The 23514-nt window shown below is 49.2% G+C and carries 17 protein-coding genes; 8 read left to right on the forward strand and 9 right to left on the reverse strand.

Annotated features, from left to right (window positions below):
- Positions 1 to 4: 4 nt before the first annotated feature.
- On the reverse strand, positions 5 to 2185 hold the full coding sequence (locus CZ360_RS00530; protein ID WP_077532266.1) for a RelA/SpoT family protein: 2181 nt from the start codon (positions 2183 to 2185) through the stop codon (positions 5 to 7).
- A 39-nt stretch (positions 2186 to 2224) separates the two neighbouring features.
- On the reverse strand, positions 2225 to 4270 hold the full coding sequence (gene recJ, locus CZ360_RS00535) for a single-stranded-DNA-specific exonuclease RecJ (RefSeq protein WP_077532267.1): 2046 nt from the start codon (positions 4268 to 4270) through the stop codon (positions 2225 to 2227).
- 189 nt (positions 4271 to 4459) lie between these two features.
- On the opposite strand from recJ, the gene CZ360_RS00540 reads away from it, so the two are divergent.
- From CZ360_RS00540 to CZ360_RS00560, 5 genes are read left to right on the forward strand one after another with little or no spacing between them, the layout of a single operon-like run.
- The gene (locus CZ360_RS00540) at positions 4460 to 5122 is read left to right on the forward strand and encodes a nucleotide-binding protein (protein WP_077532268.1); all 663 of its coding nucleotides are present in this window, start codon (positions 4460 to 4462) and stop codon (positions 5120 to 5122) included.
- 18 nt (positions 5123 to 5140) lie between these two features.
- Entirely contained in the window at positions 5141 to 5347 is a 207-nt protein-coding gene (locus CZ360_RS00545) for a 4Fe-4S binding protein (RefSeq protein WP_077532269.1), read from the forward strand.
- 37 nt (positions 5348 to 5384) lie between these two features.
- Positions 5385 to 6452, forward strand: a complete 1068-nt coding sequence (locus tag CZ360_RS00550) for a 3-methyl-2-oxobutanoate dehydrogenase subunit VorB (protein ID WP_077532270.1) — start codon at positions 5385 to 5387, stop codon at positions 6450 to 6452.
- 2 nt (positions 6453 to 6454) lie between these two features.
- Positions 6455 to 7219: a thiamine pyrophosphate-dependent enzyme gene (locus CZ360_RS00555; protein ID WP_077532271.1), complete on the forward strand. Its 765-nt coding sequence runs from the start codon at positions 6455 to 6457 to the stop codon at positions 7217 to 7219.
- Complete coding sequence (locus CZ360_RS00560; protein ID WP_077532272.1) at positions 7209 to 7754, forward strand: 2-oxoacid:ferredoxin oxidoreductase subunit gamma family protein; 546 nt, start codon at positions 7209 to 7211, stop codon at positions 7752 to 7754. Before CZ360_RS00555 ends, CZ360_RS00560 begins: the two co-directional genes overlap by 11 nt.
- 132 nt (positions 7755 to 7886) lie before the next feature.
- On the opposite strand, the gene tnpA is transcribed toward CZ360_RS00560, so the two are convergent.
- The gene (gene tnpA / locus CZ360_RS00565; RefSeq protein WP_077532218.1) at positions 7887 to 8348 is read right to left on the reverse strand and encodes an IS200/IS605 family transposase; all 462 of its coding nucleotides are present in this window, start codon (positions 8346 to 8348) and stop codon (positions 7887 to 7889) included.
- 201 nt (positions 8349 to 8549) lie between these two features.
- Complete coding sequence (locus CZ360_RS00570; RefSeq protein WP_077532273.1) at positions 8550 to 9518, reverse strand: glycosyltransferase family 2 protein; 969 nt, start codon at positions 9516 to 9518, stop codon at positions 8550 to 8552.
- A 261-nt stretch (positions 9519 to 9779) separates the two neighbouring features.
- Between CZ360_RS00570 and CZ360_RS00575 the strand changes: the two genes are divergently transcribed.
- Together CZ360_RS00575 and CZ360_RS00585 are read left to right on the forward strand one after the other, a co-directional pair.
- Positions 9780 to 13019 (forward strand): Ig-like domain-containing protein, encoded by a 3240-nt coding sequence (locus CZ360_RS00575; protein ID WP_077532274.1) that lies wholly within the window; start codon positions 9780 to 9782, stop codon positions 13017 to 13019.
- Positions 13020 to 13235: 216 nt separating this feature from the next.
- Entirely contained in the window at positions 13236 to 14867 is a 1632-nt protein-coding gene (locus tag CZ360_RS00585; RefSeq protein WP_229407948.1) for a glycoside hydrolase family 43 protein, read from the forward strand.
- 85 nt (positions 14868 to 14952) lie between these two features.
- Here the strand turns inward: CZ360_RS00585 and CZ360_RS00590 are convergent, their stop codons facing one another.
- Positions 14953 to 17052, reverse strand: coding sequence for a VanW family protein (locus tag CZ360_RS00590; protein WP_077532277.1), 2100 nt, complete (start codon positions 17050 to 17052; stop codon positions 14953 to 14955).
- 273 nt (positions 17053 to 17325) lie between these two features.
- Here CZ360_RS00590 and CZ360_RS00595 point away from each other — a divergent pair, with 273 nt between their 5' ends.
- Entirely contained in the window at positions 17326 to 18672 is a 1347-nt protein-coding gene (locus CZ360_RS00595; protein ID WP_229407949.1) for a CCA tRNA nucleotidyltransferase, read from the forward strand.
- Positions 18673 to 18709: 37 nt separating this feature from the next.
- On the opposite strand, the gene CZ360_RS00600 is transcribed toward CZ360_RS00595, so the two are convergent.
- The 4 genes from CZ360_RS00600 to CZ360_RS00615 all read right to left on the reverse strand — a co-directional run bounded on the left by CZ360_RS00600 (position 18710) and on the right by CZ360_RS00615 (position 23448).
- Positions 18710 to 19996, reverse strand: coding sequence for a prenyltransferase/squalene oxidase repeat-containing protein (locus CZ360_RS00600; RefSeq protein WP_143530104.1), 1287 nt, complete (start codon positions 19994 to 19996; stop codon positions 18710 to 18712).
- A gap of 157 nt (positions 19997 to 20153) precedes the next feature.
- Positions 20154 to 21551: an oxaloacetate decarboxylase subunit alpha gene (locus CZ360_RS00605; protein ID WP_077532280.1), complete on the reverse strand. Its 1398-nt coding sequence runs from the start codon at positions 21549 to 21551 to the stop codon at positions 20154 to 20156.
- 21 nt (positions 21552 to 21572) lie between these two features.
- Positions 21573 to 21971 carry a biotin/lipoyl-containing protein gene (locus CZ360_RS00610; RefSeq protein WP_077532281.1) on the reverse strand — a complete coding sequence of 133 codons (399 nt, stop codon included), beginning with the start codon at positions 21969 to 21971 and terminating at the stop codon, positions 21573 to 21575.
- A gap of 40 nt (positions 21972 to 22011) precedes the next feature.
- Positions 22012 to 23448 carry an acyl-CoA carboxylase subunit beta gene (locus CZ360_RS00615; protein ID WP_229407950.1) on the reverse strand — a complete coding sequence of 479 codons (1437 nt, stop codon included), beginning with the start codon at positions 23446 to 23448 and terminating at the stop codon, positions 22012 to 22014.
- Between the last annotated feature and the right edge of the window lie 66 nt (positions 23449 to 23514).

A 23514-nucleotide genomic window follows, 5' to 3' on the forward strand; every position in this document is an offset into this window, starting at 1 on the left:
CCTCCTATTTGCCGGAACGCTCTACGCTGATCACACCGTTTACCTTGCCCAGCTTATACATAATATTTTTTAAATGTTCCACGCCCTGTGTGCTGATCGTTGCTACTACAATGGCATTTCCATTTTTAAGCTGTTTTGCGCTGATCTCATGAATCGGTACCCGTTGGTTTGCCAGCGCCAGGCTGATATCCGCAAAAAGCGCGTCCCGGTCACGCGCGACAATATCAAGAGTACAATAATAATTCTGCGCTACGTCGCCAGTCCAGTGAACGGCAATCCAGCGTCCTGCCTGTTCCGGGTCATTGACCGAGTTTACAACATTGACACAGTCCCGCTTATGAACGGAAACACCATGTCCTCTTGTAACAAAGCCAATGATGTCGTCGCCCGGCAGCGGGGCACAGCACTGTGCAAATTTTACCAGGCAGTTATCTAAGCCTTCCACGACAACATCGCCGGAAAGCTTTTTCTTGGTATCGGTCAGCTTGTCAAGAACAATATCCTGAGGATCGGCATTGTCGCTTTTGATCATTTTGACATAATCTTCCTTCAGGCGCGGCATGATCTTCTGAAGGTTAATTCCGCCATATCCAATTGCGGCATACAAATCGTTTTCGTCATGGTTATACCGTTTGCAGAGCTTTTCGATCAGGTCGCGGTACTGCTCTTCATCCAGGCGGATATAGTTGCGCTTGAGCTCCCGCTCCAGCTCCATCTTGCCCTCGATGATATTTTCCTCTTTCCGCTCCCGTTTGAACCAGGCGCGGATTTTGGAACGCGCCTCGCTCGTCCTGGCAATATTCAGCCAGTCTTTGTTCGGCCCATGGGTAATAGACTTTGTAGTCAGAATCTCAATAATCTGTCCGGTTTCAATTTTATGCTCCAGCGAAACAATCCGGCCGTCCACCTTAGCGCCGATCATCTTATTCCCAACCTCGCTGTGGATCGCATAAGCGAAATCGATCACGGTAGAGCCGGCTGGAAGACATTTCACGTCCCCTTTGGGCGTAAACGCATAAACCTCCTCCGGCGTCAGGTCAGTTTTGATTGTCTTGACAATATCCTCAGCGCCCTCAGAATCCTTCTGCGCTTCAATAATCTGCCTGATCCATGCAAGACGGTCCTCCAGCTTGTCCCTGCCGTTGATTCCTTCTTTATATTTCCAGTGCGCAGCGATCCCATATTCCGCCGTATAGTGCATATCCCATGTCCTGATCTGTATCTCAAACGGAATCCCCTCTTTGCCAAGCACTGTGGTGTGCAGGGACTGGTACATGTTCGGCTTTGGCGTTGAGATATAATCCTTAAAACGGTTTGGGATCGGGGTAAACATATCATGGATGATTCCCAGGATATTATAACATTCAATATCTGTATTGACGATAATCCGGACGGCAAAAATATCATATACCTCGTCGAAATCCCGTCCGGCCATATACACCTTACGGTAAATTCCATAAAGGCTCTTGACCCGTCCTTCAATATACGGATCGATGTGGTATTCCTTCAGCCGGTCTCGGATGCGTTCCTTGATCGATTCAATAATCATATTCCGGTCATTGCGTTTAATCGCAAGAGTAGCCTCAATTTCTGCGACAGCGATCGGATCCAAGTATTGGAGAGCCAAATCCTCCAGCTCCTCTTTGACCGCCATAATTCCAAGCCGGTTGGCAATCGGCGCATAAATCTCCATAACCTCCAGCGATTTTTCCCTCTGCTTATCCGGGCGCATATAGGAAAGCGTGCGCATGTTATGCAGCCGGTCGGCCAGTTTGATAATGACCACGCGGATATCCTGATTCATCGCCAGAAGCATTTTCCGCACGTTTTCCGACTGCTGCTGCTCCTTGGTGGAAAGCGGCACCTTGCCAAGCTTTGTCACCCCGTCGACCAGAGCGGCGATCTCATCCCCAAAATCGCCCTTCACCTGCTCCAGCGTAACCGGCGTATCCTCTACCACATCGTGCAGCAGGGCAGCGCAGATACACTCCGTATCCATTCCCAGCTCAACCAGGATACAGGCAACCTGGAGCGGATGATGAATATACGGTTCCCCAGAAATCCGTTTCTGTGAACCGTGTGCCTTCTTCGCGCACACATATGCCTTTTTAATTTTACCGGTATCATAAACCCTTCCGGACTCTGCTATCATCCGGCTTAGTTCCTGATAGATCTTATCTTGCATAGCGATCCCCTCTTCGCCCTCTTATCATTTCAGGTCAAATCAACCAGCCAGCTTTTCCAGCCTTTGCAAGGTTGGCGCCTGCTGTAAATCCACCTTATGTTCATACTCGGAGAGTGTAATGCTGTCCTGAAGCGGCGAAACCTCAATCAGCCCAAGCTCATCGAGCATATCCAAAATCACCCGGTACTGGCAGTAATTCAACCCGCCTGTACGGAAAACGGAAAACAGGAGGTCAACATCCCCATGATAACCGCGATTTTGTCTGAGATATTTATAGACCAGTGCTGTCTTCTCCCGGTTCGGAATCATCTTTTTGATCACGCCTGTGCTCAACGCCTCTCCGCGCCGGAACATTTCGTAATAGGTTTTTGCATTAAAAAATTTCTGCTGTTCGAATCCGGTTGACCGGATATCCTTGATAGAAATAGAAAGGTATTCCCTTCCGTTATATGGATTGATGGTAATATTACAGAGAAAATCTACCGTTTCTCCTTCCCGGAATAAAAACCGGCCGGTGTTCATCCCAAAATACATAGCGGAAATCTCCATCCCGCCAAACGTGAGCCTAAGCCGGATATGCTTATTGTCAGACACCGGCACAACAGAACGGATCACAGCCCGCTGAAGGCAGAAAAGCGGCTGTTGATTGGCCGTGCCAAACGGTTCCAGCACAGAGGTATCCCGAATCTGCTCCAGGGTGAGCTCCTGCGGCGTGATCACCTTATCCACCTCATATGTAAAGGCTGGCATGACCTGGCATTCTCTTGCCGCATATTGTTCCATCTCTTCATAAAAGCGGTCAAAATTTTCTTCCTTTAGGGAAAACCCGGCAGCCTGAGTATGACCGCCATACTGCGTCAATAGAGCCTCGCAGGCAACCAGCATCTTGTACAGGGAGAAAAACTCTACACTGCGCGCAGATCCCCGCAGCATCCCCTCCTCAGAGGACATCAAAAGCGCCGGTTTCCCGTACCGTTCCAAAACCTTAGAGGCTACAATCCCGATGATACCCGGATGCCAGCCTTCATGGTAGAACGCAAGGACACGGTGATAGAGTACGTCCGGATTTTCACAGATCATCTCCTCGATATCAGCGAAGATCCCGTCCTCCTGGGAGCGGCGCTGCGTATTCAAAGCGTTGAGCTGCCCGGCAAGTTCCGCCGCCTTTTGGGTATCGTCGCATAGCAGCAGCTCCGCCGCAAGCGAAGCGTCCGCCATCCGGCCAGCCGCATTAATCCTCGGCGCAATTCCAAACGCCACTGTCTGAGAGTTGATTTTATCTCTGGATATTCCCGCTTCGTCCAGCAAAGCGGCAAGCCCGATATTATCAGTATGCGCAATTGCCTCTAATCCAATTCGAACAAGGGCGCGGTTTTCGGAGGTAAGAGGGACAAGGTCAGCAACTGTGCCAATGGCAAGCAGGTCGGCAAACTGTTCCAGTGTGCTGTCATAGTCCCCGTTTTCCAGCGCAGTTACCAGCTTAAACGCAACACCGACGCCTGCCAGATCCTTAAATTCACTTGGACAATCCTTCCTATGCGGGTTGACTACCGCATAAGCCGGCGGCAGCTCTTCTCCTACCTGGTGGTGGTCAGTTACAATGACGGTCAGCCCAAGCTCGTTTGCGTACCGGATTTCTTCCAATGCAGAAATCCCATTGTCCACCGTCACCACGAGAGAAGCACCCGTCTCGGCAATCCGTTTGATCGCGCCGCAGTTCAGGCCGTAGCCCTCTGATTCCCGCTTTGGGATGTAATAGGACACCTGCGCGCCCAGCATACTCAGATAGCTGTATAAAATTACGGTAGCGGTAACTCCATCGCAGTCATAATCTCCGTAGACAACAATTGATTCCCCGCTGTCAACCGCCTGCATGACCCGCTCGGCTGCCCGCTTCATATCGATCAGGGCAAAGGGATCCTCCGGTATGAGATCGCTGTTTAAAAAGACGTCTGCCTGGGCAAAGGTCGTAATATTCCGGTTCACCAAAATTTCAGCGGTCATCTGCGAAATTTCGCATTCCTCCGCTAAAATCTGTGCCAATTTTCGGTTCTCTTTCGGCAGCCTCCAATTTTTAACAGACACCCAAACGCCTTCTTTCTACTTCATCGTTTCTAACCCTATTATTTTACCACTTTTCTTACTTTTTCGCAACTGGACACTACCTGGGGCTCTGCCCAAAGCAAAAAAAGTTTGTTACTTTTTTGTCGAAGGGTTTTCCTTCACTGTTTTTTGTGATAATATAGATATAATCGCAAAAATGGAGGAATCTCATTGAAAGATAAAATTCTGGCTTCCATGAAAAGACTCTGTATTATCAGCGGCCATTATGGAAGCGGTAAAACAAGCCTCGCGGCAAATCTTGCGATCCTGTTGGCTCAGCATGGCAGACAGGTAACTGTAGTAGATATGGATCTGGTCAACCCCTATTTCCGGTCAGCCGATTACAGCCAAACTTTCTCCGAATACGGCGTCCGCCTGATCACACCGCCTTTTGCTAATTCCAATCTCGACATTCCTGCCCTTCCGCCGAACCTGACAGAAGTAATCCGGGACGAAAGCCGTTATCTGCTGATTGATGTCGGCGGAGATGACGCCGGCGCAGTTTCATTGGGACAGCTATCAGGTGAAATCAGAAAGCGGGACTATGACCTGTGCTATGTTATGAATTTCTTTCGTTATCTGACACAGACGCCCGTACAGACAATACAGGTGCTCCGTGAAATCGAATCTGCCTGCCGGCTTCGTGTTACCCGGCTGATTCACAACTCCAATTTGGGTTCGGACACAGGCATTGACGATATAAACAATGTCCAGCCCCTGGCAGAAGAAACCGCAAAGCTTGCCGGCCTGCCGGTTTGGTTTACTGCAGTACCGGAATGGATCACAAATCAGGAACAAATAGGCTTTCCTGTTACGATATTTCAGAAAGAATGATAAAAGTGAGGAATCAAAATGGCAAAAATAACAATTGAATTTGAGCGCTGCAAGGGCTGCCTGCTCTGTACCAAGGCATGCCCGCAAAAAATCCTGGCGCAGAACAATCGTAAATTAAATCATAAAGGCTATTATCCAATCGAGGTGATTGATCCGAAAAAGTGCATTGGCTGCGCAATGTGTGCGATGATGTGCCCCGATTGTGTCATTACAGTAGAAAAATAAGAGGAGGCAGGTTCCCCTGGAGGGAAACCGAAAAATTATGGCAAACAAATTTCTTATGAAAGGGAATGAAGCGCTGGCTGAGGCGGCGATCCGAAGCGGATGCCACCACTTTTTTGGCTATCCGATTACCCCTCAAACCGAAATTTCGGCTTATATGGCAAAACGGATGCCCCAAATCGGCGGTACATTCCTGCAGGCAGAATCTGAAATCGCCGCGATCAACATGGTATTGGGCGCTGCAAGCGCCGGTGTCCGCGCAATGACCTCGTCGTCCTCTCCCGGAATCAGCCTAAAAAGCGAGGGGATTTCCTATCTTGCAGGCTCGGATGTACCAGCCGTTATTGTTAACGTCATGCGGGGCGGCCCCGGCCTTGGCGGAATCCAGCCCTCCCAGGCTGATTACTGGCAGGCAACCAAGGCGATGGGACATGGAGATTTCCAGGTGCTCGTCTACGCGCCGTCCGGCGTACAGGAGATGGCTGAGCTGGTCGGGCTGGCATTTGACACGGCCGACAAATACCGCGTCCCCGCAATGATCCTTGCGGACGGTCTGCTCGGCCAAATGATGGAGCCGGTAGTTTTTCCGGAGCAAAAGTCGGACCGGCTCCCGGAAAAAACCTGGGCGACAACCGGAACAAAGGGGAAACGCGCCCCGAACATTATCAATTCCCTTTTCCTGCAGCCGGATGAACTGGAACAGATCGTGAAAGACCGTTTTACCCGGTATCAGGCAATTGAGGAAAACGAGGTACTGGCTGAGGAATTCCTTACCGACGACGCAGACCTGCTGGTCGTAGCCTACGGCGCTGTTGCGCGTATCGCCCGCAGCGCTGTCCGCGCGGCAAGGGAGCGCGGAATCAAAGCTGGTCTGATTCGCCCCGTCACCCTTTGGCCATTCCCCAAAAAGCTGATTGCGGAAAAAGCAAAGCAGGCACAAAACATATTGGTAGCCGAAATGAGCATGGGACAGATGGTCGATGATGTAAAACTCGCTGTACTCGGCAGCTCCCATGTCCATTTCTATGGCCGGACAGGCGGGATGGTTCCATCCCCCAATGAGCTGCTCGAACAAATTCAGGCAATAGCAGATAACAGGGAGGTGTAAGCATGGGAACTGTATTTGAAAAGACCAGGGGATTGACAGACCATGTTCTGCACTATTGCCCCGGATGCACTCACGGTATTATCCACCGCATCCTTGCGGAAAGCCTGGTGGAGCTTGGGCTTTTGGATCAAACGGTCGGCATCGTACCGGTCGGCTGTGCTGTCATGGCATATGATTATTTTAACTGCGATACTATTGAAGCGCCTCACGGCAGGGCGCCCGCTGTGGCGACCGGCGTCCGGCGCGCACTTCCGGAGGCAACAGTGTTCACCTACCAGGGAGATGGAGATCTTGCGGCAATTGGAACGGCCGAAACCGTCCATGCAGCAACGCGCGGCGAGAATATCACTGTCATTTTCGTCAACAACGCCATCTACGGGATGACCGGCGGCCAGATGGCGCCGACCTCCCTCCCCAGCCAGGTAACACAGACCACCCCATATGGGCGCGATCCAAAGGTCGCGGGTTTCCCGGTTCGGGTCTGCGAAATGCTCTCTACTCTTGACGGAGTCGCTTTTGCCCAGCGGGTTGCGGTCAATTCCCCGCAGCGGGTCATGCAGGCGAAAAAAGCGATTAAAAAGGCTCTGACTGTACAGAAGGAGCGCAAGGGCTTTTCCATCGTTGAAATCCTTTCCACCTGCCCGACAAACTGGGGCGTTACTCCTCTGGAGGCGCTTGACTGGGTGGAGGAAAAGATGGTTCCCTACTATCCGCTCGGCGTATACAAAGATGTTTCGGAAAAGGGGGTATTTTCCGATGCTGACTAATCTGATGATCGCCGGATTCGGCGGACAGGGCGTTCTTTTCACAGGAAAGATTATCGCAAACACAGGCCTGCTGGAGGGAAAGGAAGTCTCCTGGCTGCCCTCCTACGGCCCGGAAATGCGCGGCGGGACGGCAAACTGTTCTGTCTGTGTAGACGACGAACCGATTGGATGTCCGATTGTTTTAGAGCCTGACATTTTGATTGCGATGAACGTACCATCCTTTGATAAATTTATTGGAAAGGTAACCAAAGGCGGCTGCGTGGTCTATGACAGCTCTTTGATTGAAGCGGAACAGACCCGGGAAGATATCCGGTATCGTCCGATTCCAGCCACAGAGCTCGCCGCGAGACACCATCTTGATAAATTTGCGAATATTGTCCTTTTAGGCTATACCCTGCAGGCAGTCCACTTTACTTCTTATGAAACGGTGTGCGAGGCCATCAAGGCCTGTGTGCCGAAATCCAAGCAAAAGCTTCTGACGCCCAATCTTGATGCCCTAAGGCTTGGATACGAATTTCAGGAAACAAAATCATAACCACCCGTCAAACGGGTGGTTTGCTCGCCCCTATAAGGGGCAGATACCGACCAGCGCCTAAAGACGCTGGCTTTCTCTTTGTTCAAGCCTATTGCCTTTGCCGCTTTTGCCGCCCCTTAAAGGGCGTTCGTACTACCTGCTACCCTTAAAAGGGTCTTCATACTCTTTTACACTCAATTTATCCAGTGCTATATCGTGCTTTTCCTGTTCCTCTATGTATTTCCGTATGGTTGCCTCATTGAGTCCTACTGTACTTACATAGTACCCCTCTGCCCAGAAATGTCTGTTCCCATACTTATACTTTAGATTTGCATGTTTATCAAACATCATCAACGCACTTTTTCCTTTCAAGTATCCCATGAAACTTGACACACTTATTTTTGGTGGTATACTTAAAAGCAGATGTACATGGTCAGGCATCATATTTCCTTCCAGTATTTCTACTCCTTTGTATTTACACAGTGTTCTTATGATTTTCTGCAAATCCACTCTATACTGTCCGTATATCGCTTTTCTTCGGTATTTCGGTATGAACACTATGTGGTACTTACACATCCATTTTGTGTGTGATAAACTGTTTGTTTTATTTGCCATTAAAATCACCTTTCTTTTTTTGCAATAAGCTTGAACATCTTATTGTACCACGAAAGGTGATTTTTTTGGTTTAACCTTTTGTTTCCCACCCGCATAGCGGGTGGTTTTCTGTTTCGTGCCGCTGGCACTCAACCGTCTAAAGACACTAATGAAAGACAGCAGGCAGAGCTGCAGCTCTGCCTGCTGTCTTTTTTATCTCTGTCACGATCCGGTTTCATCCTTGTCATCGTGCAGGAATCGGTCAATGATAAAGCGCGGGCGCTGTTTCACCTCCAGGTAAATTTTCCCGATATACTCACCCACGATTCCAATCGCCAACAGGGTCAGTCCGCCGATCAGCCAAACACTGGCCGCAACGCTGGACCATCCGGTTACAGTATTGCCGGTGAAAAAACGTACCAGAATATAAACAAACATAATCATACTTGCCAGGAACACCAAAAAGCCCAGTGAGGTGATCAGCCGGATCGGCTTCACACTCAACGAAGTGATTCCCTCCAGTGCAAAGGAGAGCATCTTTTTTAACGGGTATTTACTTTCTCCTGCAAATCGCTCGCTCCGCTCATACAGCACTGTATCCGTCCGATATCCAATCATCGGCACTATCCCGCGCAGGAAAAGGTTTACCTCTCTAAACTCCGCCAGCCCGTCCAATGCGCGGCGGCTCATCAGGCGGTAATCCGCGTGATTGAAAACCGTATTGGCACCCAGCCAGTTCATCACACGGTAAAACCCTTCCGCTGTCACCCTCTTAAAAAAGCTGTCGGTTACACGTTTGGAACGCACTCCATATACAATATCGCAGCCATCCAGATATTTTTCCATCATCTCATCAATCGCATTGATGTCATCCTGTAGGTCAGCATCCATAGAAATGACTGCGTCTGCATGCTTCCTGACCGTCATCAAGCCTGCTAAAAGGGCGTTCTGATGTCCCCGGTTGCGGCTAAGATTGATTCCGCAAATCATAGAGTCCTCCCTGTGGTAGCCCTCAATCAGCTCCCAGGTTTTGTCCTTTGATCCATCGTTGACCAAGGCAATTCTGCTCTTTTCCGAGATCAGGCCCTCCCGGATCAAAGCCTGGAATTTTCCCTTCAGCCGTTTTACTGTTTCGGGCAAAACCTCTTCTTCATTATAACAGGGAATCACAACATATAAAATCCGGCCCATGCTACTATCCACTTCCAATCTTTGTCATACCTGATATTAGAGTGTACGACAAACCGCGGGAATATGCATTCCCGTCCATTCTTCTTTCTATTATAGGTAATTTCTGGATAGATGACAACCCCTTTCCCAATAAGTTACAAAATTGACACAAAAGCCTGTCGAATCGGCTCAGAAAGCAGTCCGCCCTTGTTTTTTATTTTTTACCTGTTATAATTAAATTGAATTTGTATATCCGTTTAAACCGGAAGGAAGAGGAGCTTTATGACACAATCAAAACGCTTTGCCGCTGTTTTTCTGTCGGTTTTATTGTTTATTGAGGTGCTGTGTTCAGTACCGTCTGCCGTGTCGGCAGAAGAACAGCCCGCTGACAGTATCATTCAGGCTGAGGGGGACTTCCGTTATCTGATTTCAGACGAAGGCGCCATACTCTCAGAATATCTCGGTACAGCCTCTATTGTTCAGTTGCCGGGCGCCGTATCCTCCGGGGCGGGAGAGATTCCGGTGGTCGCAATTGGAGAAGAGGCCTTTTCCTCCTGCACGGATTTAACCGCAGTGTCTCTCCCTGAGTCAATTACCGCGATCCAAAGCCGCGCCTTTTCTGACTGCCCGGCTCTTAAAGCTCTCCTCTTTCAGAGGGTGCCTGATACAATCTCGGATTCCGCCTTTTTAGGTTCTGACTCTGTTGTAATTTATACCAGAGAATCCCCCTTACCGGGTGATCTCACATTACAGGAACCTGACCCTGAAAATCCAGACGCTGCAGTAATCCGGATTTTCTCCCCGTTATCCGCCGGACAGCTTACCAGTATCCTATCTCCGGATGAACTCCAGCAGTTGGGGTTCCCTCTGGTAACTGCTATTCAGCTAAACCATTCTTCTGCGGTGCTGGGAGTCGGCGGCACTCTGCAGCTAGAAGCAGGGACTGAGCCTGCGGGCCTTGAGCAAACCGTACTGGAATATGCGTCCTCTGACTCCGGGATTGCCTCGGTAGATAATAACGGCCTCGTCACTGCAAAAAAGGCCGGGACGGCAATAATCACGGTCTCGGCACAGGATGGAAGCGGCGTTTCCGCCTCCTGTAAAGTCACTGTGGAGCAGAAGGCCGCCGCTATCAAGCCGGGCGTGACCTCCCGGACAATTTATATCGGGAAGCCCTATTCCTTAAAGGTTTCCTTTACTCCGACTGACACCAGTAATAAAGCCCTCTCCTTTTCTTCCTCCAATTCCTCTGTTGCCTCCGTCAGCAGCAGCGGCACCATTACCGGAAAAGCGAAAGGAACTGCTGTGATTACCGTTAAAACCCAGGACGGCAGCAATCTGTCTGCAACGGTTGCCGTAACAGTGTGCCAGCCGGTAACGAAGATTTCTTTAAATGCTGCCAGCAAATCCCTTTATACCGGTTCATCCTACCAGCTTACCGCCTCAGCCTCCCCATCCTCTGCCAGCAGCCGGGCTGTTGCCTACTCATCGTCCAACAGCTCAGTGGCATCTGTTTCCAGCACCGGTAAAATCACAGCCAAAAAAGCGGGTACCGCGACTATTACCGTTTCCGCGAAGGACGGACAAGGCGCCAAGGCCACCTGTAAAGTGACGGTCAAGCAGAAGGTAACGAGCATTAAAGCTTCTGTCTCTTCGAAAACCGTTTATATTGGTAAGCCATATACCTTATCGGTAAAGGTTTCCCCTTCTAACGCAACCAACAAAAAGCTGTCCTATTCCTCTTCTAATAAATCGGTTGCCACTGTTTCCAGCTCCGGGAAGATTACCGCCAAGAAAAAGGGTACCGCCAAAATCACCATCAAAACAACGGACGGCACCAATAAAAAGATAACCGTCAAAGTTACTGTGAAAAGGCCCGTTACAAAAGTAAAGCTCAGCGCCACCAAAAAAACGCTGAATGCCGGAGCGACCTATCGGCTGAGGGCAACTGCCTCCCCCACCTCGGCAAACAGCAGAAAAGTGACCTATTCCTCTTCCAACAAATCGGTTGCTACTGTTTCCAGCACGGGCAAGATCAAAGCCAAAAAGGGTGGTACGGCTATCATCACAGTGAAGGCCAAGGACGGGCAGGGCGCAAAGGCCACCTGTAAGATCACCGTCAGGCAGAAGGTAACGAGCATCAAACCCTCTGTTTCCTCAAAAACAGTCTATGTCGGAAAGCCTTATACCCTGTCTGTCAAGGTTTATCCCTCCAGCGCAAGCAACAAGGGACTCTCTTATTCTTCTTCCAATAAAGCTGTCGCAACTGTCTCCAGCTCCGGAAAAATCACTCCAAAGAAAAAAGGAACGGCGATCATTACTATCAAGACCAAGGACGGCAGCAGCAAGAAAAAAACGGTTAAGGTTACTGTAAAGCAGCCGGTAACGAAGATTACTCTCAACACTGCCAGCCGGGAACTGTATATCGGAAAAACCTACCAGCTCAAGGCAACCGCGTCGCCCTCCTCAGCGAACAGCAAATCTGTCAGCTATTCCTCCTCGAACACATCTGTCGCTACCGTTTCCAGTACCGGAAAGATCACTGCTAAAAAGGCAGGGAAAGCGACTATCACAGTGAAGGCCAAGGATGGGCAGGGCGCTAAAAAATCCATTACTATTACTGTACTCGGAGCAAATCTAACGCTAAACGCCAGTACGGTTCCAATGATGCCTGGAAAAACCTTCCGCCTGGATGCGAACTTGGAAGGAACACAGTCGGGTGTAACAGTGAAATACTCTTCTTCCGATACAGGAATCGCCACTGTTTCCTCCGGCGGCGTTATTACAGCAAAAAAGACCGGCACTGCTAAAATTACAGTTAAGGCTTCCGACGGTTCTATTTCCAAGACGGTAACCGTTACTGTGAAAAACGGTTTCGTTGCGCATGGCGTGGACGCCTCCTATGCGAACGGTACCGTTTCGGTCGACAATTGGAAAAAAGTGAAAGCAGACGGTTATGATTTCGCTATAATCCGGGGTGGCTTCGGACGGTTTAATCTTTATCCGAGCCAGGTCGACAAGCAGTTTGCCAGCAACTATAAAAATGCGCGGGCTGCCGGATTGGACTTGGGCGTTTACCATTACAGCTATGCCAAAACTGTGGCGGAGGCAAAAACAGAGGCTTATGCTATGGTAGACCTGCTGGATGGAAAGAAGTTTGAATATCCCATTGTTTATGATGTTGAGGAAGCAAGCCAGGCCGCCCTGGGCGCTATCAAAATGAGCGCCATTGTCGACGCCTACTGCAGCATTCTCGAGGACAACGGCTACTACGTGATGGTTTACAGCTACGCCTATTTCCTGAATGGCAGCTTAAACAGCAGCATTACCAGCAAGTATGACATTTGGCTGGCGCATTATGGTGTCAGTTCCCCGAACACTACCTATAAGGGTGATTGCCAAATGTGGCAGTATACCTCCAATGGACGGGTAAACGGCCTGGGCAGCAAACCGGTTGATTTAAACTACGCTTATGTTGATTATCCTTCCATCATCAAAAACGGACATTTCAATGGATATTGATACCAATAAAATGATTTCAGTTTTGGTGATTTCTACAAAATAACGCGAAACAACGGAGACTTATAGAAAATACTTTTAATAAGTGCTATAATATGTCTGCTGTTGTATTTCGTATTTATGAATGCGCTCCTCTTGTACGAAAATGGCAAGAGGGGCGCGTTGCCGTCTAAAAAGCGTTCAGGGTAATGCTTGCCGGCGCAGTTCACACAGAAAGGAATGACCATCATGAAAAACACCTTTACCAATCCCATTCTAAAGGGCTTTTATCCAGACCCATCCATCTGCCGTGTCGGAGAGGACTATTATCTTGCGACCTCCTCCTTTGACTATTTCCCCGGAATCCCAATTTTCCACAGCAGAGACTTAGTTCACTGGGAGCAGCTAGGCCATGCCATTCACCGTCCGGAGCAGCTCGACTATTCCAAAGCTGCTTTTTCCGAAGGGGCATGGGCGCCGTCATTGCGGTATCACAACGGCGTCTTTTATATTATCAACACCTTTGTCACCGAGGGACGGGAGGCTGAGCGGATGAATTATATTGTAACCGCTGCCGATCCGGCCGGGCCATGGTCTGATCCCATTGTTGTGAAAGGCGCCGACGGGATCGACTCCTCCCTGTTTTTTGACGACGACGGCTCTGTATGGTACTGCGGAAATTATATCAGCAAAGAGAAGCTATATCCCAGCCACCACGGGATCTATCTTTGTGAGCTCGACCCGGAAACCTTCCAGTTTAAGGGAGAGCGGAAAATCATCTGGGATGGGAAATGGAGCCATGCAAAATATATTGAAGCGCCGCATATCTATAAAATGAATGGGATGTACTACCTGATTGTTGCAGAGGGCGGGACCTTTTTCAACCACTGCGTTATGATGGCACGCTGTAAAACCATTGACGGTAATTACGAAATCTGCCCGCGCAATCCCATTGTCTCTCACCGGCATCTCAGCCTGATGCACCCTATTTCTGTTACAGGCCATGCCGATATCGTGGAAACGCAGAATGGAGAATGGTGGATGGTTCTGCTGGGTGTGCGTCCTTATACTGGTGTACAGTTCAACACCGGGCGCGAAACCTTCCTTGTACCGATTGTCTGGGAGGAGGACGGATGGCCCCGGATCGACAATGATGACGGGATTGTCCACTTTGAGGAGCGGCTGCCGAATCTTCCCACAACCTATTATCCGGTTTCCTGTCCGAACGACCAATTTGAATCAGAAACGCTGGGGCTGCAATGGAATATGATCCGTCCCGCAAAGACCAGCTTCTACAGCCTGTCTGAACGGAAAGGCTGGCTGCGGCTGTTTATGCAGGAAAAAACACTGGCGGACAATTATTGTACCCCTTCCTTTTTGGGACGCAGGCAGCAGGATCAATATTTCGCAGCCGGCACCGCTATGGAATTCCACCCCGCTAGCGACCGGGAGGAAGCCGGCATTGCCATGGTACAAAGCAATGAATTTCACTACCTCTATACAGTCCAGGCAGAAGGCGGCCAGGCTTACCTTACTCTATCCAAAAACTTCAACCAGGCAGAGTTCTTTGATAACCAGTACCTGGGAGTAGATCTGAAAAAGGACGAAATCAAGCGTTTGCCATTACCCGGTTATCAGGGCAAAATTTATCTCTGGGTACAGAATGAATGCGAGACATACAGCCTCTATTACGGCTTTGAAGAATCGCAGCGGCTTCCCTTCCTCAGTGGACTGGACGCTTCCCTTCTCTCCAGCAACGTTGCCGGAGGGTTTGTGGGCGCGTATCTTGGGATGTACTGTTCTTCCAATCATGCGCCTTCGGATAACTATGCTGATTTTGACTGGTTTCAGTACTATCCTTTTGAAGGATAATCAGCCTGACAAAATTAGATCTATCAAAGCAGGGGATGCAGCCATAGGCTGCATCCCCTGCTTTGATGTGGTGTAGAAATGATCTCTATTCCTCTACCTTTTCTTCTGTCTTTTCCGGCTTTTCCGTTGTTTCAGGACTTTCTGCCGTACCCACCAGAATCGTCTGGTTTACCGGATTATACCGGGAACTGGGCAGCGCCTCTGTTTTTACCTTTTTGCCATCTTTATAGTAGGTGCGCTGTGCACTGGCAGTACTGCCCGCACGTGCCTCAATCTTCACTTTTTCCGTGCCTTTTGGCAGGGAAGAATCCTTCACCTTGGTCGGAGCTCCCGGAGACAAGGTTGAGGTTTTCCAGGAGGTGATCTCAATCTTATCCCAATCCTCTGGCTGATGGCCATAAATGATGACATTTAGGGTGGTTCCGGACATATAGGATTTAATATAGATCGGATAATCGGTATTGTTCTTGAACTTCATATCCTGGCTGCCCCAGCTTACCATTGCGTCCTGCCCGATTGGGACATAGGAGGAAGGCCAACGGTGATTACCGCGTTCCACAACCTCCAGCCCCGCTCGGATCGCCGCGCCGTATACGGTAGTGGATGCCTGGCAGACCCCGCCGCCGAGGCCGTCAACCAATTCGCCGTTTTTGATCACGCCCGCAGCTCTAAAGCCATTTGCCGCAGTACGCCGGCCCACTGTTCCATTAAAGGAGAAGGTGTCACCCGGTTGTAATACCGTACCGTTAATCCGGTTAAGAGCATTTGCCATATTGTGGTTTCCATTGGCTGTATTGGTGGATTTGGTGGAATAGGAGGCAAGCTTTGTAATATCCTGCATAAGCTGCTCTTTATCCACTTCAAAGGGTGTTTCTGTGACCTTGATAGAAATAGTTCCGGTTTTATCCTCAGATTCCAGGATCGTTCTGCAGTCCTCTACCAATTGAGTCTGATCCACCTCTATGCCGACCACACCATCCTCTACATGGAACATAGCCTCAATGTCAGAACCTGCAGACGGGTCAAATTCCCCTACTGATGCGTCTTTCGGCTCGGTATTCAGCTCGGAGGCCGCAGCCGCCGCAATCTGGGCAAGAATATTATCGATCTGGTCAAGCTCGTGGTTTAAGGCCAGCTTCTCGGGATTGTTCTTTAAAGACAAAACCTTAAAATACCGCAGCCATATATTCCCTTCCCGGCCAATCTGATAAGCCTCCTTGAGAATTTCATCAGTATTGTAGACAAAAGTGAAATCATCTTCTGTATAATGATACGATTTGTCATTATATGTAAGCGTAAGATCAATGGGGTCACGAAGATCCAGCTCAAGATCCTTCATCAGTGTCTCTGCTTCTTCCATTGTTTTCCCGCTTAAATCAACGTCCTCAATGAAAATTCCATCATAGAACGTGTCGACGTCCAGCTTTTTTTCAATCGAGCTGCTTAAAAAGACCATCACAATCGCAATAACGGCAATCAACAATGCTGCACAGCCGCCGACGATCGCTAATACTTTTTTCCTCTTTGGCGTCAGTCCCTTTTTCTTCTCATCGCCTGTATCAGTTTCCACTGGCGTTGTTGTGCCGACAGCGGCCGGTATTTCGGGCGTCTCCTGAGGCGCAGGTTTTCCCTTTTTCTCCTGGCCTGCTGCAGTAACTGGTTTAGACGTGCCTTCATCCTGGTGTTGTTTCCAGCTGGATTGCGGCGTTTCCTTCACGGAAGAAATCTCTGGCTTTAGCTCTGTCGCTTTCGCCGGGGTTGGTTTTGTCTCCGGGGTTAGCGTTTTTTCCGATTTGGCTTTTTCAGGCTTTGCAGTTTCCTGAATTGGAAAAGCCTCTTTGGCCTCGTTTTTCTTATCTTCTTTCACCGGATCGGTTTCCTGCTTCTTAGGCTGTTCGTCCTTCTTTTTAGAATCTGTCTTGAGCGGAAAAGCCTCGCCTGCAGTTTTCTGCTGCTCTTTCTTTTTCGGCTCAGAGGATTTCACTTTAGTCTCTTTGCTTTTTTGATTTTCCGCGCCTACACGATCAAAAATCTTTGTCTCAGTATCTACCTTTTTTGCTTCAGAAGCTTTATCATTTTCTGGATTGCGTTCTTTATCTGTTAGAGTATCATTCTGATTTATATTCTCCGTAGATTGCTTGTTTTCCTTTGCGTTTTTTGCAGAGGAAGACTTCCTGCGGCTCATATAATACCCCCTTCATGATATAATCATACATCTATTATGCTACTACATCTAGCCCAAGAAGTAAAGTTACAGAATTTTAACGGCACGCCCTAAAAAGTTACATTTTTTTACCCTTCTTGTCTAACCTTACAAATTTAAAATAATATCCCCCCGGATTTTAGATTGATCTCTAACAGCGACAAAAAAGAGGTTTCTATTTTGGAATAGATAAGGTATAATAACGTTAAGCAGATGGTTTCACGCTGCTATAAAAGCAGAAAGGGCGGGATTATTTTGCTGGTTGATCAAAAGCTTCCCAATTCTGTTACTACCGCACTTTCCCACTTGGAAGAGAGAGGATTTGATGCCTATCTGGTAGGTGGATGCGTCCGGGATTCCCTTCTTGGGAAACAGCCCGATGACTGGGATATCACTACCAACGCCTGGCCTGAAATGGTCAGGTCGGCTTTTTCGAATTATCCTGTAATTGACACTGGAATCCAGCACGGCACTGTTACTGTTTTAATCGGCCATCTGCCTGTTGAGATTACCACCTACCGTATTGACGGCGCTTATTCCGACCACCGCCATCCTGATCTGGTACAGTTCACGCCATCCCTGAGACAGGATTTGGCCAGACGTGACTTTACCGTCAACGCACTTGCCTGGTCTCCGTCAAGCGGTCTGATCGATTATTTTGGCGGGAAAACAGATTTGGAGCAGGGTGTGCTCCGCTGTGTAGGCGAACCGGAAAAGCGGTTTGAAGAGGATGCGCTCCGCATTTTGCGGGCTGTCCGCTTTGCCTCTGTTCTTGGCTTTTCTATCGAAGCCCATACTGCGGCAGCCATCCACGCCCAAAAAGAGAGCCTGCGCGAGATTCCCCCGGAGCGGATTCAAAAAGAGCTGGTAAAGCTGCTGTGCGGGAGGGATGTAGAAAACATCATCTTAAACTATTATGACGTTTTGTCCACTTTTATACCGCCTATTCAGAAAATGGCTGGTTTTGAACAGCATAATCCGCACCACATTTATTCTGTTTTGGAACATACCGCCAGGGCTGTAGCAAGCTGCCGGCCGGAGCCGGCTTTGCGCCTTGCCATGCTGTTTCATGATATGGGAAAACCGGAACGCTTTTCTCTGGATCAGCGAGGAATCGGGCATTTTTACGGTCACGCCGGGCTCAGCGCCCAATATGCAAAACAGCTCCTGGAAAAATTAAGGTTTGACCGTGCAACGATTGAACTGGTTACAGCTCTTGTCAAATGGCATGACTCGGTCATTCCTTTGGAAAAGAAGGCGGTTAAACGCTGGCTGAACCGTCTTGGGAAAGAAAAGCTGGAGCTGCTTTTACAGGTCATGACAGCAGATACACTTGCTCTGGCACCAGAATACCACGCGAGAGCCACCGAAATAGAACAGACCGGCTTCATGATCCGCAAGATTCTGGAGGAGCAGGAATGCTTTTCCCTAAAAGATCTTGCCATCAACGGACAGGATCTGATCGGAATCGGTATTCCGGAAGGAAAACAGGTTGGAGATATTCTCCAGTTACTTCTCACAGGGGTGATCGAGGAGAAGCTCCCAAATGAGCGGGAAGCCCTGCTCTATCATGCCGATTGGTTAAAAGGCCATTCAAAGTAAAAGCAAGCCCATTATGCAAACGGAGCTGACAAATATGTCAACTCCGTTTCTTTTCCGTATCGCCATCCTGAGTCTCCCCAGCTTCTTCGTGCCTATTTATCATTTTCTTGGTCACTACCAATGCTAACAGGATGATTACCACTGCGCCGGCCAGAATTCCGATCATAACAGGCTGTTGGATGGTAACGCCTGTATCCGCGGAAGAAGTAACATTCTCAAATGAATTCCCTGCATTCTCCAGATAGAACATAAGCTGGTAAGGATTTTTTTCATTTTTCAAGGCCGACAGCGCCAGAATTGCATTTTCTGTCGCGACCACATCGCTGTCGTCCAGACGCGCTTCTCCAAAGCCGCCGTCAACACGGGTAAAGCCCAGCAGCACCTCATCTATTGTTTCGCCCGACTTGACAAACCGCTCGTCATCCAAGGGAATATCCAGCGCAATCAAGGCAGTCAGCACCTTGGATACCGCAGTGGAGGACGTCTTGTTCCCGTCAAGATAAGTTCCATCCTCCTGCTGCATAGAGGCAAGGTAGGAAATCCCATTCTGAACAGCCAACTGGCAGGCCGGTTGATCCTGCCGATAATCTGCCAACGCCACCAAAGCCAGCGCTGTCTGGGTCGGCGTGCTATTCTGCTCCGGATAGGCTGAAAATCCGCCGTCCGCGTTTTGACGGGCAAGCAAAAGCTGCGTCAGGGAATCACGGGAATTGTGCGAATCCTTTTCCAGGCTGTACTGATTGCAGTCAAGCGCCAGAAGAGCATACGCTATGGTATAAAGGCTTTCCTTCTCATAATACGCATACCTTTTTATAGGCTTAATCAAATTATTTCCAAGGATATTTTCCGCGTTATAGCCGCAAAAGGTAGTGTTCAAAATCGCATATTCTAAATCAAGGATATTTTCATACTCTTCGGTGAGAGAAACATCGGAAATATATTTAGTTACAAGCTGCGCGGGTGCAGGCTCTCCGGCCGTTCCCAAACAGAGGTACGATAATTTCCCCTGCTTTGAAATAGAAAGCCAGTCACAGGCCAGCGCAAGGGTTGCATCAAGTTCTTCCGTCCAATATTCATTCGGGTTCTGGTTAATACCTTTCGACTCCGTAACATTAGCACCCGGCTGGATCACATCCTCCGAGGAACGCGCCATCGTGTCGGTACTGTCATCGCCAGCTTCACTGGCACTGTCCTCCAGCTTTTCCGTCTCCCCCTCGGATGAAGACAGCTCATTAATATTGACTGCCCTCGCAGACGCAAAAATAGCCGCAAAAGGAACCATAAACAACAGGACAATCAAGAATGGTATGATTCTTAATTTCACCCTGGTCACCCCTTCTGCGGCTGTTTAGTCTATGTTTATATTATACGCCATTTTTCTACAAAAATCTATTCAAATCTTTGACAAATTTTGTCTTTCAGTCTTATTACATTTAATCTAGAGATAGAAAAGCCTCCGGAAATACCGGAGGCTTTTGTAATTACACTGGATGAACCTGGCTTGCGGCATCTGCATGGGCAGAGTCAATACCAAGCTTTTTGTTCCTTCTGTTCTCAAAGAACTTTACAGCGACCTGGCCAAACTGTGCATAGCTCAGGACATCTTCTTCCTGTTCCATCCAATCCGCACATTCAGCACGCAGCTTATCAAGCTCCGGTTCCAGCAGATCAGCCGGACGGCAGTCAATCGGCTCTGCATCGCCAATAATTTTCTTTCTGAATTCAGGATCGATTTTTACCGGGGTTCTTCCGTATTCTCCCCGTACCAGACCTTTAAATTCTTTGGTAACCATTTTATAACGTTCGCCCATGATTACATTGAATACAGCCTGAGTCCCAACGATCTGGGAGGTCGGGGTAACCAGCGGAGGCATGCCCGCGTCCGCGCGTACTCGCGGTACTTCCTGCAGTACTTCAGTGAGCTGGTCCTCTTTCCCGGCCTGTTTCAGCTGAGAGAGGAGGTTGGAAAGCATTCCGCCCGGAACCTGGTAAATCAATGCATTTGCATCCGTTGCGAGCATCTTCGGATCCAGCAGGCCGGAATCGAGATATTTCTGTCTCAGAGTCATGAAATAATCACGGATTTCGTTGAGCAGCACCAGGTCAAGGCCGGTATCATATTCCGTTCCACGGAATGCGGCTACCATGGATTCCGTCGGCGCATGGGAGGTGCCCAGAGCCAAGGGACTCATCGCGGTGTCAATGATATCGACACCCGCTTCTACACCCTTGAGCAGGCACATAGAAGCCAGGCCGGAGGTATAGTGCGTGTGCAGCTGCAGCGGAAGGTCAACTTTAGATTTAATCGCCTTCGTCAGCTCCGCGGCCTTATAAGGGGTCAGCAAAGCAGCCATATCTTTAATACAGATGGAATCAGCTCCCGCATCGCGGATCTGCTTTGCATAGTCAACATAATACTCATCGGTAAAGGTTTCGCCCAGGGTATAGGAAATCGCAACCTGCGCGTGCGCGCCTTCCTTTTTCGCCGCTTTGATTGCGGTTTCCAGGTTCCGGATATCATTGAGCGCGTCAAAGATACGGATGATGTCGATTCCGTTTGCAACAGATTTCTGAACAAAATATTCCAGGACATCGTCAGCATAGTGGCGATAGCCCAGCATATTCTGCCCTCTAAAGAGCATCTGCAGCTTGGTGTTCGGCATTTCCCTTCTGATAATACGCAGTCTTTCCCACGGATCCTCATCCAGGAATCTCAAGCAACTGTCAAACGTAGCTCCGCCCCAGACTTCAGCGGAATAATATCCCACCTTATCCATTTTTGATAAGATCGGAAGCATTTCGTCGATGGTCATACGGGTTGCAATCAGAGACTGATGAGCATCACGCAAGACGGTTTCAGTAATTTTCACTTTTCCCATCTTTCAGTATCCTCCTTTGGATTAGCCGATTGTGGCTAAGGTCTGGTTCGTTTCCACACTGTCGCCGGCTTTTGCAACGATAGAGGTAACTGTTCCGTCACATGGAGCGACAATGTCGTTTTCCATCTTCATTGCTTCCAAAACCATGATGACCTGTCCTTCTTTGACCACATCGCCGACATTTGCTTTCAGACTCATGATGGTGCCTGGCATCGGTGCGTTCACCTTTGTGCCAGCGCCTGCGGCAGGAGCTGGTGCCGGAGCAGCAGGTGCAGGTTCAGCGACAGGCGCCGGAGCCGGAGCAGCGGGTGCAGGCGCGGCGGCAGGTGCCGGAGCAGCTACAGGAGCTGCGCCTGCAGCAGTTTCTTCTACAGCAACATTATATTGTTTCCCATTTACAGTTACACTAAAGTTTCTCATGGTTATTTCCTCCTTATAATCAATCCTGACTCAAACTCAATTAGAGCGGCATAATAGAATGTTTTTTGGGCAGATTGCTGACCCGTTTTCCTGCCAGCATTTCCATTGCATGGATAATCGCAGCACGGGTATCCTCCGGCGCGATTACGTCATCTACATAACCATTTTCAGCCGCTTTGAAAGCGCCTGCAGTGGTATTGACATATTCATCGATCAGTTCCTGCTTGGACTGTTCCAGATCGGTTGTTCCTTTTAATTTGTCGTGTGACAAAAATTCTACCGTTGCTTCGAGGCCCATTGCCGAGATCACCGCGGTCGGCCAGGCATAAGTAACGTCGGTATTCGCATTCGAAGCAAAGGCCATATAAGCGGCACCGATAGCCTGTCCGCAGATCACTGTGATTTTGGCTGTAGTAGCTTCCGCATAGGCATGAGCCAGTCTTGCGCTCTTTCTGATCAGCACCGGGCAAGCGGTGACTTTAAATCCTTTGGTATTCACGAGGGTTACAACAGGAATATTGAATGCATCGCAGACACGGATCAGGCGGGTTGCCTTATCACAGGCGTCAATATCCAGCTCTCCATTGCTTTCGTTGTTTGCAATAAATCCAACAGCCGCTCCCGAGACCGTTGCAAGTGCGGCGACAATCCCAGTCCCAAAATCAGCCTGAAGCTCTACTACGCTGTCAGCGTCGGCAACTGCTTCTACCAAAGATTTCGCACACATGCTGTCAATATCGGCATAGGCTTTTGCAATCAACTGAGCCGCTTGAGCATTTTCGGCAGTTTCAAACAACGGAGCCGGAGCCAGGTTGTTCTGCGGGAACATAGTGACGATCCTTCTCACTTCTTCCAATGCCGCGTCATCATCATCGGCAATCAGCGAGGCAATCCCTGCTTTTGCAGCAAAGTCTGCGGTACCAGCGTCTTTATCCTCACCTTTTGCATTGGTGACGAACGGAGCATTTAAGAACAATTCCGCCTCTTTCGTCATCACCAGGAAATCCGCGCCGCAGGCCAGCATTGCAGAGGTACCGGCACAGGTGCCAAGAACTGCCGCAATCTGAGGAACGACACCGGATACCATACTAGTTTTCGCAAGGATTTCTCCGTAAGCATCCAGCATTTCATTTGCTTCGGTCAGCTTTGCTCCATTGGAATCAAAGATACCAACCACCGGACAGCCGGTCTTAACCGCCAGGTCATAGAGCTTGCTGATCTTTTTGGCATGCGCCTTGGTAATCGCACCGCCAGCCGCCGTTACATCCTGGGAATAAGCGTATACAAAGCTGTCCCCAACATAGCCGTACCCTGTAACAACACCGCAAAGATCTTCCCCGATCCCCGCAAAGGCATCCAGCTCCACAAATGTGTCGGCATCAAACAATGCCATAAGCCTTTTTCTCGCAGGAGTATCCTGAGAAGTTTTTTCAACGTACTCAGCAAGCTGATTCATCTTGCTTTCAGGATTCATCATAATTCCTCCGTTTCTCCCCGACATGGATTTTCTTTCAAATCCCCATCTGTACTATTGACTTAACTA

This window comes from Massiliimalia massiliensis, from assembly GCF_900155615.1.
In the GTDB taxonomy this organism is placed as follows: domain Bacteria; phylum Bacillota; class Clostridia; order Oscillospirales; family Ruminococcaceae; genus Massiliimalia; species Massiliimalia massiliensis.